General features: G+C 68.9%; 15 protein-coding genes and 1 pseudogene. 5 read left to right on the top strand and 11 right to left on the bottom strand.

Annotated features, from left to right (window positions below; translation table 11 throughout):
• Positions 1-4: 4 nt before the first annotated feature.
• From J9315_RS08395 to J9315_RS08375, 6 genes are all read right to left on the bottom strand, one after another.
• Positions 5-607: a maleylpyruvate isomerase family mycothiol-dependent enzyme gene (locus J9315_RS08395; RefSeq protein WP_249121062.1), complete on the bottom strand. Its 603-nt coding sequence runs from the start codon at positions 605-607 to the stop codon at positions 5-7.
• 76 nt (positions 608-683) lie between these two features.
• Positions 684-1253, bottom strand: a complete 570-nt coding sequence (locus tag J9315_RS17445) for a sigma factor-like helix-turn-helix DNA-binding protein (RefSeq protein WP_282959874.1) — start codon at positions 1251-1253, stop codon at positions 684-686.
• A 3-nt stretch (positions 1254-1256) separates the two neighbouring features.
• The gene (locus J9315_RS17440) at positions 1257-1676 is read right to left on the bottom strand and encodes a sigma-70 family RNA polymerase sigma factor (RefSeq protein WP_249121060.1); all 420 of its coding nucleotides are present in this window, start codon (positions 1674-1676) and stop codon (positions 1257-1259) included.
• A gap of 26 nt (positions 1677-1702) precedes the next feature.
• Positions 1703-2614: an RNA methyltransferase gene (locus tag J9315_RS08385; RefSeq protein ID WP_211979204.1), complete on the bottom strand. Its 912-nt coding sequence runs from the start codon at positions 2612-2614 to the stop codon at positions 1703-1705.
• 25 nt (positions 2615-2639) lie between these two features.
• On the bottom strand, positions 2640-3458 hold the full coding sequence (locus J9315_RS08380) for a sulfite exporter TauE/SafE family protein (protein WP_211979203.1): 819 nt from the start codon (positions 3456-3458) through the stop codon (positions 2640-2642).
• Positions 3459-3473: 15 nt separating this feature from the next.
• A complete protein-coding gene (locus tag J9315_RS08375) occupies positions 3474-4259 on the bottom strand; it encodes an ABC transporter ATP-binding protein (protein ID WP_198498818.1) in 786 nt (261 codons plus the stop codon).
• 43 nt (positions 4260-4302) lie between these two features.
• On the opposite strand from J9315_RS08375, the gene J9315_RS08370 reads away from it, so the two are divergent.
• Both J9315_RS08370 and serB read left to right on the top strand, forming a co-directional pair.
• Positions 4303-5037: a hypothetical protein gene (locus J9315_RS08370; protein WP_211979202.1), complete on the top strand. Its 735-nt coding sequence runs from the start codon at positions 4303-4305 to the stop codon at positions 5035-5037.
• The gene (gene serB, locus J9315_RS08365) at positions 5034-5693 is read left to right on the top strand and encodes a phosphoserine phosphatase SerB (RefSeq protein ID WP_249121059.1); all 660 of its coding nucleotides are present in this window, start codon (positions 5034-5036) and stop codon (positions 5691-5693) included. The genes J9315_RS08370 and serB overlap by 4 nt, the downstream gene beginning before the upstream one ends.
• Here the strand turns inward: serB and J9315_RS08360 are convergent.
• The 3 genes from J9315_RS08360 to J9315_RS08350 all read right to left on the bottom strand — a co-directional run bounded on the left by J9315_RS08360 (position 5671) and on the right by J9315_RS08350 (position 7709).
• Positions 5671-6159, bottom strand: coding sequence for a histidine phosphatase family protein (locus J9315_RS08360; protein WP_211979201.1), 489 nt, complete (start codon positions 6157-6159; stop codon positions 5671-5673). The genes serB and J9315_RS08360 overlap by 23 nt on opposite strands.
• Positions 6160-6163: 4 nt before the next feature.
• Positions 6164-6922: an enoyl-ACP reductase FabI gene (gene fabI / locus J9315_RS08355; protein ID WP_137824033.1), complete on the bottom strand. Its 759-nt coding sequence runs from the start codon at positions 6920-6922 to the stop codon at positions 6164-6166.
• A gap of 76 nt (positions 6923-6998) precedes the next feature.
• Positions 6999-7709: a beta-ketoacyl-ACP reductase gene (locus tag J9315_RS08350; protein WP_198498821.1), complete on the bottom strand. Its 711-nt coding sequence runs from the start codon at positions 7707-7709 to the stop codon at positions 6999-7001.
• Between the two features lie 119 nt (positions 7710-7828).
• Here J9315_RS08350 and J9315_RS08345 point away from each other — a divergent pair, with 119 nt between their 5' ends.
• From J9315_RS08345 to J9315_RS08335, 3 genes are read left to right on the top strand one after another with little or no spacing between them, the layout of a single operon-like run.
• A complete protein-coding gene (locus J9315_RS08345; RefSeq protein WP_211979200.1) occupies positions 7829-8422 on the top strand; it encodes a DUF3099 domain-containing protein in 594 nt (197 codons plus the stop codon).
• On the top strand, positions 8419-8631 hold the full coding sequence (locus J9315_RS08340; protein ID WP_137824030.1) for a hypothetical protein: 213 nt from the start codon (positions 8419-8421) through the stop codon (positions 8629-8631). The genes J9315_RS08345 and J9315_RS08340 overlap by 4 nt, the downstream gene beginning before the upstream one ends.
• Positions 8631-9527, top strand: coding sequence for an SURF1 family protein (locus J9315_RS08335; protein ID WP_211979199.1), 897 nt, complete (start codon positions 8631-8633; stop codon positions 9525-9527). Before J9315_RS08340 ends, J9315_RS08335 begins: the two co-directional genes overlap by 1 nt.
• 52 nt (positions 9528-9579) lie before the next feature.
• Here the strand turns inward: J9315_RS08335 and abc-f are convergent, their stop codons facing one another.
• Positions 9580-11178: a ribosomal protection-like ABC-F family protein gene (abc-f, locus tag J9315_RS08330; RefSeq protein ID WP_211979198.1), complete on the bottom strand. Its 1599-nt coding sequence runs from the start codon at positions 11176-11178 to the stop codon at positions 9580-9582.
• A 245-nt stretch (positions 11179-11423) separates the two neighbouring features.
• Positions 11424-11879, bottom strand: a pseudogene (locus J9315_RS17435) (ribonuclease H); the annotation flags it as partial.
• Positions 11880-11992: the final 113 nt, after the last annotated feature.

The raw sequence follows: 11992 nt of genomic DNA, 5'->3' as shown, positions 1-11992 counted from the left end.
CCCGCTAGACCACCGCTCCGCCGGCACGCTTCGTCACCGTCAGCAGCATCTCCTTGGCGCTCATGCGGATCTCGCGCGGTCCGTCCCCGAGGGTGAGGTCGACGTCGTCGGCGATGAGCCGCGAACCGGTGAGGTCGACGCCGAAATGGGAGAGGTTCCGCTCCCCCGCGTTGTCGAGGACGATCCGGATCCGCTCGGGAGGAGCCGCCGGCAGCCCGAGTGGTTCGGTGATGTCGAGGCCGTGGATGACATCGTGGCTGAGCGCGCCGACGACGCCGCCTCCCGGTGGCCGCCAGTCGGTGTCGATGTTGTTCCGCAGGACAGCGAGCAGCTGCGCATCCGAGAGCGACTCCGTGTCGGCTCTCGCCCTCCGATCGGCGAACCGATCGAACCGGAAGCCGTTGCTCACCACGCCGAAGAGGAACTGGGGCACACTGAGCCGGAAGGGCATCGAGAGGTGAGCGGCGACCTCTCTCACCCGCCACCCCGCGCAGAGCGAGGGCGTCGCCCACTGCTCCTCGGTGAGGCCGGCGAGGAGATCGGTCAGCCGGGTGCGTTCGGCAGTGGTCTCACTGCGGATGAGCTTCTCATTCATGTTCTCAGTCATACTCCTGATACGGATGAGGGGCGCTCGATTCATCGCTCCGGGGAAAGGTTTCTTCCGCTGAATCCATCTGTCCTGGTCACCGGCGTCCCGGCGGCACCGAGCCCGGCTCGAGGCGCAGCGGCAGCCCGAACTCCGCAAACCGGTCACCGGTTCCGAGGAACGTGACGATCTCGGCGATCGCCCCGTCACGGATCTCGGGGACGACGAGCGCGAACGGGTGGAGCACATCACCCTCACGGCGGTACTGCCCGAACCCGGCCGTGCCGTTGATCGGCACCCGCAGGAGACGATCGCCGACGCAGGCATCGGCGGCGGCGAAGACAGCCAGGAACTCCTCACGACTCTCAAGCCGCCACGCGAACGGCGGCATCGACATCCGCAGGTCCTCCCGGAGCACACGTTTGAGCCCGCCGACGTCGTGGGCCTCGAAGGCGGCGACGTAGTCGTCGAGCAGTCGCTGCTGGTCGGGATCGGCGAGGGACTGCTGGGCGAGGGGTTCGGGCGCCGCCGCGGACAGGCGCGCTCGGGCCCGCTGGAGGGCGCTGTTGACGGCGGGCACGCTCGTGTCGAGGATGTCGGCGGTCTCGGCGGCGTCGAAGCCGAGCACCTCCCGCAGGAGGAGGGTCGCGCGCTGGCGCGGCGCCAGACACTAGAGGGCGGCGACGAAGGCGAGCCGCACCGACTGCCGTTGGGCGACGATGTCGGCCGGATCGTCGGCGCAGATCACCGCGGCGTCGGGCATCGGCTCGACGAAGCGATCGGCGGGCAGCGGCTCTCCGAGGTCAGCGGAGTCGGCGCGGGTGCGGGCGGGACCGAGATCGACAGCGAGTTCCCGGCGCGCGGCGCTGCGGGCGAGGTCGATGCAGATGTTCGCAGCGATCCGGTGCATCCACGTCGAGAGCTGCCCCCGGGCGGGATCGAAGCGGTCGAGAGCACCGTGTGCGCGGATGATCGTCTCCTGCACGGCATCGTCGGTGTCGGCGGCACTGCCGAGCATCCGGTAGCAGAATGCGGTGAGCCTGCCCCGCATCGCCTCGAGGTCGTCGACGGTCGGTGTGACGGACGTCATGGCGTCATTGTCGCACGCCCGCTGGCTCACCGTCCCTGCAGGGCGAAGCACGTGACCGCCGAGGCGGCGGCGACGTTGAGGGAGTCGACTCCCCCGCTCATCGGGATCATCACCGTCGAATCGGCCGCGGCGATCGTCGCCCTGGCCAGACCGTCGCCTTCCGTGCCGAAGACGACGGCGGTGCGCTCCGGGGCGGTGGCCGCGAACTCCTGGATCGAGACCGAGTCCTCGTCGAGGGCGAGGGCGGCGACGTGGAAGCCGAGCTCCCGCAGGGTCGCCACCCCGCCCGGCCAGGGGTCGATGCGCGTCCACGGCACTTGGAAGACCGTGCCCATCGACACCCGGATCGACCGGCGGTAGAGGGGGTCGGCGCACCGCGGCGTGACGAGCACGGCATCGACGCCGAAGGCCGCGGCGGAGCGGAAGATCGCGCCGACGTTCGTGTGGTCGACGACGTCCTCGATGACGACGACCCGGCGGGCCTCGGCGAGCAGATCAGCCAGTGCGGGCAGGGCCGGGCGCTCCATCGCCGCGAGTGCCCCGCGGTGGAGGTGGAAGCCGGTGAGCGCCTCGACGGCGGCGTCGGTGCCGATGTGGATCGGGGCGTCATTGCCGGCGATGAGATCGGCGAGGTCGAAGAGCCATTTCGGGCTCGTCAGATACGACCGCGGTGCCATGCCCGCGGCATGGGCCCGGCGGATGATCTTCGAGGATTCGGCGATGAAGAGACCCTCGGCCGGTTCGCGGACGCTGCGCAGGGCGACGTCGGTGAGGTTCGTGTAATCCGACAGCGCCTCACCCGCAGCACCGGTGGCCCGAGCACCCCCGCCGACCTCGGCGGCGTCGAAGAAGTCCAGGCGGCCGGCGGCGATCCCGAGTTCCGCGGCCCGTGCGATGATCTGCTCCCGAGTCAGCGGAGCCTTCGCTGGAGTGTTCACTGCCTGTCCCCCAACTCAGCGCCGCTCACAGCGTGAGGATCCGCACGATCGCGACGATGCCGAGGACGACGATGACCGCCCGCAGCAGACTCGGGGAGAACTTCCGTCCCACCCGGGCCCCGATGTAGCCGCCGATGAGCGAGCCGACTGCCACGCAGACGACCGCCGTCCAGTTGATCCGGTCGTGACCGACGATGATGTACGTCGTCGCCGAGACGGTGTTGACGACGAGGACGAGGACGTTCTTCAGCCCGTTGAGCCGCTGCAGGTCGTCGGTGAGGATGAGCCCGAGCAGCGCGACGAGGATGATCCCCTGCGCCGCGGCGAAGTATCCGCCGTAGATGGCGGTGAGGAAGATGATGATGAGCGCGACCGTGTACTTCGCCGGTCCCAGCCCCGCACCCGAGCCGTCGAGCGCGGTGGGGGCGACGGCCACCTCGGTGGCCTCCCGTCGCAGCGCCCGCTCCTTGAGGTACCGGGAGAGATAGGGCTGGCCGACGACCATGACGAGGGCGAGGACGAGGAGGATCGGCACGATCGTCTCGAACGCGTCCTCGGGCAGGTGGAGGAGCAGATACGCGCCGAGGAGAGACCCGGCCAGGGAGGCCGGAACGAACCCGGCGAACCGCTTCCACTGCCCCTTGAGCTCCTCCCGGTACCCGAACGACGAGGCGATGTTGCCGGGGACGAGGCCCACGGCATTGCTCATCGTCGCGACCACCGGGGGCACCCCGAAGGCGACGAGGACGGGGAACGTGATGAGCGTCCCGGATCCGACGACGGCATTGATCCCCCCGGCGCCGATGCCGGCGAGGATGATGAGTGCGATCTGCCAGATCTCCACGCTGTCAGCCGCGGTTCAGGACTGGGAGCGCGCGTGGAAGCGATCGCCGTCGCGGGTGAGCTTGACGTCGAGGCCGAAGGTCTCCGAGAGGTTGGCCGCCGTGAGCGTCTCATCGAGCGGACCCGCCGCGACCGCCTTCCCGCCGCCGAGAAGGAGCGCGTGGGTGATGCCCACAGGAATCTCCTCGACGTGGTGGGTGACCATGATCGTCGCCGGAGCCCACTTCGAGGAGAGGATCTCCGTGAGCGCGCTCAGCAGCTCCTCGCGGCCGCCGAGGTCGAGGCCGGAGGCAGGTTCGTCGAGGAGGAGGAGTTCGGGGTCGGTCATGAGCGCACGGGCGATCTGGACGCGCTTGCGCTCGCCTTCCGAGAGGGTGCCGAAGGTGCGCTCGGCGAGGTGGGTGATGTTGAAGGCCGCGAGCAGGTCCTTGGCACGGTCGATGTCGGTCTCGTCGTACTGCTCTACCCAGCGACCGGTGACGCCGTAGGCCGCGGTGAGCACGGTGTCGAGGGCGGCTTCGGAGTTCGGGATGCGCCCGGCCAGCGCGGTCGAGGCGTAGCCGATGCGCGGACGCAGCTCGAAGACGTCGACCCGGCCGAGGCGCTCCTCGAGGATGCCGACCTTGCCCGATGTGGGATGCATGCGTCCTGCTGCGAGTTCGAGCAGCGTCGTCTTGCCGGCGCCGTTGGGGCCGAGGACGACCCAATGCTGGCCTTCGGAGACGGTGAGGGAGAAGTCTCGGAGGAGGAAGCTCTCCCCGCGGCGCACGGACACGGAATCCACAGTCAGCACATCACTCATATCACCCAACTCTATCTCAGCGGTGGGTCTATTCTGGTCCGACATGGACTCACTGCTCGACTCGCTGCTGCTCACGCTCGCCCTCAATCACCGCCTCTCGGGGACCCGCGCCCCCGACGAGGTCAGCACTGCCTTCCTCGACGCCGAGCGTGATGTTCCTCTCATCGTCTCCGATGCCGTCCTGGAGACGCCGAGTCCGACCGGTCTCCTCCTCTTCGCCGCGGCCGCGCAGGCGGCTGGGATCACCCATGCCCGCCTCGCCCTCCACCATCCCTCCCTGCCGCACACCACCCCGCCGGTCGCGAAGGAGGACCGTGCGCGGGTCGGTCGCCATCCGGCCCCGATCGTCCTCCACCGGGGAGCCGATCAGGTGGGGATCATGCTGCTCGGCGCCGAGGCGAACGTCGAGGTCATCGCGTGCCGGGAGTCGGTCTATCGTCCCGTCACCGTCGAGACGCCCGCCGAGGCGCTGCGCCGGCTGCGGCTGCTCGTCATGGAGGGCCTGTCGATCGTCGAGTCGATCGACGTGCCCGAGCAGTGGCGGAGCGCGCCGTGGCGGAACTGGCAGGAGGAGCTGACGGCGACGCACCCGCTGACGACGCTCCTGCCGCTCGACGTCGATTCGCGGGCGATCTTCGCCGCCCTCGACATCCACGCGCGGATGCGCACCGTCCTCGCCCCGGCCACGCTCGACCCGCCGGTCTTCGGCGAGCTGCTCGCACGGCTCCACCCTGCCGCCGCGGACTATGTCACTGCGGTGGCTACGATGAGGGGGTGACTGACTCTCCCGTGCTCGCCGCCCCCGTCCAGCTGCTCGTCATGGACGTCGATTCGACGTTCCTCAACGAGGAGGTCATCGACCTCATCGCCGACCATGCCGGAGTCGGCGCCCAGGTCGCCGATATCACCGAGCGGGCGATGGCCGGTCAGCTCGACTTCGCAGCATCCCTGGCGGAGCGCGTCTCCCTGCTCGCGGGTCTTCCCGTCTCCGTCCTCGACGCGGTGCGGGAGCGGGTGACGCTCACCCCCGGAGCCGCCGAGCTCGTCGCCGCCGTGCAGGCCGCCGGCGGAGTCGTCGCCCTCGTCTCCGGCGGCTTCTCCGCCGTCATCGCCCCGCTCGCTCAGTCCCTCGGCATCACCGAGGTCCACGCGAACGGTCTCGAGGTCAGTGGGGGTCGTCTCACGGGACGCACGCAGGGTCCCGTCATCGACCCGGGGGCCAAGGAGCGGATCTTCACCGAACTCGTCGGCCGATACGACTGCGACCCCGAGCGGACCGTGGCGATCGGTGACGGTGCCAATGACATCGGCATGATCGGCGCGGCCGGGCTCGGGGTCGCATTCTGTGCGAAGCCGGCGCTGAGAGCGGCGGCGGACGTCGCGATCGACACCCGCGATCTCGCCGAGGCGGTCAGATTCCTCGGAACGACATGATCTCGGGGACGGGATAGGCTCCCGGTTCGACATCCCACGACGGCAGGTCGAAGACCGCGAGCGACGAGGGACGGAACGACTCCGGGACTCCGGCGTCGGCGGAGAGGTGACCGACCACCTCGGCGACGGTGGGCTGATGGCCGACGATGTACGCACACGTCGCAGCCGCCGGGATCGATCGGATCGCGTCCATCCAGTCCTCGACTCCCCCACCGTAGAGGGACTCGTCGAGGACGAGTTCGAGGTCACCGCCGGTCACCCGGTTGACGGCCTCGACGACGGCCTGCCCGGTCTGCGTGGTGCGCCGGGCCGCCGAGGCGATGGCCACCTCAGGTGACCAGCGCTCGGCGATCTCGGCCCCCGCCTCGACGGCTTGGGCCAGACCGGTCGCGCTCAGGGAGCGCTCGAAGTCGGTCGGACCGTTCGGTTCGGCCTTCGCGTGCCGGGCGAGGATGAGGACGGGCATGGTCTCAGGCGCCGGTCGAGTGGAATCCGCCGTCGACGTGGACCATCTCGCCGGTCGTCGCGGGGAACCAGTCGGAGACGAGGGCGACGATGGCCTTGCCGGCCGGCGTCGTGTCCTTCTGGTCCCAGCCGAGCGGGGCGCGCTCGCCCCACATGTCCTCGAGCGTCCCGAAGCCGGGGATCGAGGTCGCCGCCGTCGTCTTCAGCGGTCCCGCGGAGACGAGGTTGACGCGGATGCCCTTGTCGCCGACGTACTTCGCGAGGTAGCGGGCGGTCGACTCGAAGGCGGCCTTGGCCACGCCCATCCAGTCGTAGACCGGCCAGGAGATCGTCGCATCGAAGGTCAGGCCGACGATGCCCGCGCCCGGGTTGAGCACCGGGAGGGCGGCGACGGTGATCGCCTTGAGCGAGTAGGCCGAGACCTGGATGGCGGCCTGCACCGACTCCCACGGGGTGTCGAGGAAGACGCCGCCGAGGGCGTCCTTCGGGGCGAAGGCGATCGCGTGGACGATGCCGTCGATGTTGCCCTCGAGGCGCTCGGGCAGAGCGGCGAGGTCCTCTTCGCTGGTGGCGTCGAGTTCGATGACGCGCGGGGTCACGGGCAGGCGCTCGGCGATGACCTGGGTGATCTTCATCTGGCGGCCGAAGCTCGAGAGGATGACCTCGGCTCCCTGCTCCTGGGCGATGCGGGCGGCGGCGAAGGCGATCGACGCCTCGGTGAGCACACCGGTGACGAGGATGCGCTTTCCGTCAAGAATTCCCATGGTGGTCCTTTCTCAGTCTGTTCTCTGGTGTCAGTGCAGCGCTGGGCTGCTCAGTGTCCGGGGTCAGGGGCTGTTGTCAGTGTCCCATGCCGAGGCCGCCGTCGACGGGGATGACGGCTCCGGAGATGTAGGAGGCGTCGTCGGAGGCGACCCAGCGGACGACGCGGGCGACCTCATCGGCTTCGGCGAAGCGCTTGGCGGGAATCGTCGCGAGGTAGTCCTTCTGCTGCTTCTCGTCGAGCTCATCGGTCATGTCGGTGCGGATGAAGCCCGGGGCGACGACGTTGGCGGTGATGCCGCGGGAGCCGAGCTCGCGGGTGATCGAGCGGGCGAAGCCGACGAGTCCGGCCTTCGACGCCGAGTAGTTCGCCTGGCCGGGGACGCCGTAGAGGCCGGAGACCGAGGAGATGAGGACGATGCGGCCCTTCTTCGCGCGGATCATGTTGGTGATCGCGCGCTTCACGGTGCGGTAGGCGCCGGTGAGGTTCGTGTCGATGACCGCTGCGAAGTCGTCGTCGTCCATGCGCATGAGCAGGTTGTCGCGGGTGATGCCGGCGTTGGCGACGACCACCTCGACGGGTCCGAGCTTCTCTTCGACCTCGCTGAACGCGGCGTCGAGGGATGCGGAGTCGGTGACATCGGCGGCGACGGCCAGGGCGCCGTCGGGGGCATCTCCGTTGCGGGAGGTCACGGCCACCTTGTCGCCGTTGGCGAGGAACTCCTCGGCGATGGTGCGGCCGATTCCGCGGTTGCCTCCGGTGACGAGGACTACACGTGGTTCTGACACGGGACTCTCTTCTGTTGGAACGACAGTACGGAGACCAACCTACCGTGTTTGGTGCGGCCTCGACATGCTCCCACAAACGAAGCGTATGATTTTGTAGGTAGACCCGAGTGAAGAAGGTTATGGCCAAGCACCCGCAGCAGATCACCACAGCAGACACTGCGCTCGACGACGATATGAAGTCGAGGATCATCAAGTATTCGATCACCATGGGGATCCGCACTCTCTGCTTCGTGGCGGCCTATTTCGCGTTCGTCGCCTCGCAGCACGTCCTCATGTGGATCTGCGTCGCCGGCGCCGTGCTCCTGCCCTATCCGGCTGTCATCTTCGCCAACGCCGGACGGGAGCGCTCCCGCGACGACCGCTCGGCCCTCATCGACTCCGCTCCCCTCGACCAGCTGCCGCCCGGCCGGGGCGAGACGATCAGCGGCGACACCCTCGGCGGGGAACCCGGCGATGCGACCGCGAAGGACTCCGGGACCGGGCGCACGCCGCGGGGCGAGACGATCCCCGGGGAGACCGTCGATCCCGAGACCGACACTCCGGGAACCGGCGGTGCCGGGACCGACCCGGGCACCGCCTCGGCGGGTCCGTCTGCGCAGCGATCCCCGCGGACGTCGTCCCCGCGGATGACCGAGAGCGAGCATCACTTCACCGCCGACAGCAACGGCGAGATCGTCGAGGACGACGAGGAGAGCGCGGGTGGCCGACGGTGACCGAGGCACTGCGGTGCTCGGCCAAGGGATGCCGAGCCGATGCGACACGGGCGATCCTGTGGAACAATCCCCGCCTGCACACGCCTGTCAGGCGCAAGGTGTGGCTCGCCTGTGACGAGCACCTCGACCAGCTGCGGGAGTTCCTCACCCTGCGCAGCTTCTATCGCACCGATGTTTCCGTCGACGAGATCCCGGAGGACGCCGGCTGATGGCCCGTTACTCATTCCTCTTCAGTGCCCGGTGGCTCAAATACATCGCGATGACGATCATCGTCGTCATCGCGTGCGTGTTCCTCGCCCTGTGGCAGAAGGACCGCCGCGCCGAACGCCAGGCGGAGATCGACACGATCAACGCCAACTACTCGGCGGCTCCCGTCGACATCTCCGCGGTGCTCCCGTCGACCTCGGCGACGCTGCCGGAATCCGCGGAATGGACGCCGGTGTCGCTGACCGGTCGCTTCGAGACCGCGGACACCGTGCTCGCCCGCAACCGCACCGTCAATGACAAGGTCGGCTTCTACGTCGTCGTCCCGTTCACCCTGACCAGCGGAGAGACGATCGCGATCGTGCGCGGATGGGTGCCCGAATCGACCGCGGTGCCCGACGCCCCGGCCGGTGAGCAGACGATCACCGCACGGCTGAAGATCGCCCAGGACGGCTCCGACGATGACAACCCCGAGGGCATGATCAAGGCGATCGACCCGGCCCGGATCCCCGGCATGGACGCGGCGTACGCCAATGTCTACGCCGAGGAGGTGACGACGGGGGCGACGCAGGCCGAGGGTCTGACTCCCCTCCCGGCGCCCGACCTCAACCCCGGCAACCACCTGTCCTACATGCTCCAGTGGTTCGCGTTCGGGATCATGATCATCATCGCCGTGTCGATCTCGGCCCGGCGGGAACGGAAGGCGACCGCCGAGGCGCTGGCCACTGCGACGAGCGACACCGAGTACGTCGTCGTCGACAAGGCGGCCCTCGACGCCGGGGCCAAGGTCAGCCAACCGGGCAGCCGGTACGGTCGCAGCCGCTTCGTCAGTCCCACCGTGCGCGGTCGGGACGAAGCCGAGGAGGACGAGCTCCTCGAGGAGCGCTTCCGCCCGAGGTGAGCCCTGTGCGCAGCTCCAAGTCAGCGGCTCAGCGGCTCAGGGACGCAGCGGCTCAGGCCAGGGTGACGAGGTCGAGGTAGGTCTCGTTCCACAGGTCCTCGTCGCCGTCGGGCAGGAGCAGGACCCGGTCGGGATCGAGTGCGGACACCGCACCCTCATCGTGGGTGACGAGGATGATCGCTCCCTCGTAGCGGCGGATCGCCGAGAGGATCTCCTCCCGCGAGGCCGGGTCGAGGTTGTTCGTCGGCTCGTCGAGGAGGAGGACGTTGGCGCTCGAGACGACGAGGGTCGCCAGGGCCAGACGCGTCTTCTCACCGCCGGAGAGGACCCCGGCGGGTTTGTGGACGTCGTCACCGGAGAAGAGGAACGAGCCGAGCACGTTGCGCACCGCGGTGTCGTCGAGGTGCGGAGAATTGCGCTGCATGTTCTCGAGCACGCTGCGGTCGAGATCGAGCGTCTCATGCTCCTGCGCGTAGTAGCCGAGCTTGAGACCGTGACCGGCGATGACCTCACCGGAATCGGGTTCGTCGAGTCCGGCGAGCAGGCGCAGCAGAGTCGTCTTGCCGGCGCCGTTGTAGCCGAGGATGACGACGCGTGAGCCCTTGTCGATCGCCAGGTCGACACCGGTGAAGACCTCCGTCGACCCGAAGCTGCGGGAGAGGCCCTCGGCGGTCAGCGGCACCCGGCCGACGTCCGCGGGCGCCGGGAAGCGGAGATTCGCGACCTTGTCGGCGCTGCGTTCCTCATCGAGGCCGGCGAGCATGCGTTCGGCGCGTTTGACCATCTGCTGGGCGGCGACGGTCTTCGTCGCCTTCGCCATCATCTTGTTCGCCTGCGCCGTCAGCGCCGCGGCCTTCTTCTCCGCGTTCGCACGTTCGCGCCGGCGTCGGCGTTCGTCGTCCTCGCGCTGCTTGAGGTAGAGGCGGTAGCCCATCGAGTAGATGTCGATGGTCTGCCGGGTGGCGTCGAGGAAGAAGACCTTGTTGACGACTTCATCGATGAGGTCGAGGTCGTGGCTGATGACGATGAGTCCGCCGGAGTACGCCTTGAGGTAGTCGCGCAGCCAGAGCACGGATTCGGCGTCGAGGTGGTTCGTCGGCTCGTCGAGGATCATCGTGTCCGGAGCGGAGAAGAGGATCCGGGCGAGTTCGACGCGGCGACGCTGACCGCCGGAGAGGGTGCCGATCTCCTGGTTGACGAGGTCCTCGTCGAGGCCGAGGTTCGCGGCGATCGCGTACGCCTCGGATTCCGCAGCGTATCCGCCGGCGGCGACGAACTCGGCTTCGATGCGCGGGTAGCGGTCGATGGCCTTCGCCGCGACGTTCTCGTCGGGCGAGGCCATCTGACGTTCGGCCTTGCGCAGGCGCTTGACGAGCACGTCGAGGTCGCGGGCGCCGAGGATGCGCTCCTTCGCCGTCGCCTCGAGGTCGCCGCTGCGCGGGTCCTGCGGCAGATAGCCGACGGACCCGGAGATCGAGACGTTGCCCGAGGTGGCGGGGTGGCCGCCCATGATCACCTTCGTCAGCGTCGTCTTCCCGGCGCCGTTGCGTCCGACGAGCCCGACGCGGTCGCCCTTGTCGACGCGGAAGGACACGTCGGACATCAAGGTGCGGGCGCCGACGGCGACTTCGAGGCCGGAGGCCTGGATCATTCTCTCTCCAAACTGCGGCCGATGAGGTCGGCCAGGTATTCCTGTGGGTGGACTCCCTGGGCGCGGGCCCGGGAGACGAGTTCGTCGGCGATGGTGCGGGCCACGCGCGTGGAGACGACGGTGGTGTCCCCGGTGTCCCCGCCGGGCGCGGGAGCTTCGGCGAACGCCGATGCCTCTGGCTCGACCTGGGCGTTCGCCGGCGATTCCGTGCCGGCTTCGACGCTCACGGACGTCCCCGCGGGGACGTAGCCGGGTCCCTCGGGCACCGCTGTGCCCTTCTGGTAGGCGGTGGCGACGGCCCGGGCGCGCTCGTCGGCGGCTTCGTTCATCGCGTGGTTGTTGTGGCCCTTGACCCATTCGAATTCGACGTCGCGTCCGGTCAGCGCCTGATCGAGGGATTCGAGGAGGTCGCGGTTGAGGACCTCCTTGCCGTCGGCCTTCTTCCAGCCCTTGCGCTTCCAACCCGGCATCCACTTCGTCAGGGCGTTGATGACGTACTGGGAGTCGCAGAAGATCTTGAGGTCCTCGTCGACGTCGGCGGTCGATTCGAGGAGGTCGAGGACGGCCATGAGCTCACCGCGGTTGTTCGTCGCGTTCTTCCAGCCCCCGGCGTGCCAGCAGTCGTCGTCGATGTACCAGGCCCACCCAGCCGGTCCGGGGTTGCCGAGCGCAGACCCGTCTGCGGCAGCGATGATCGTCAATGGTTCTCCTCTGGACGTCGGGTCCGGTCGTCAATGGGCCCGCACCATTGTTTCACGGTCGCAGGCACCCGCCGAACGCGACCTCGCCGAGGCGGCGCATCGGCCACCTCGGC

Origin of the sequence: Brevibacterium sp. W7.2, from assembly GCF_018137945.1 — a bacterium.
Taxonomy (GTDB): Bacteria; Actinomycetota; Actinomycetes; order Actinomycetales; family Brevibacteriaceae; genus Brevibacterium; species Brevibacterium sanguinis.
This window is presented reverse-complemented; position numbering and strand designations above follow the sequence as displayed.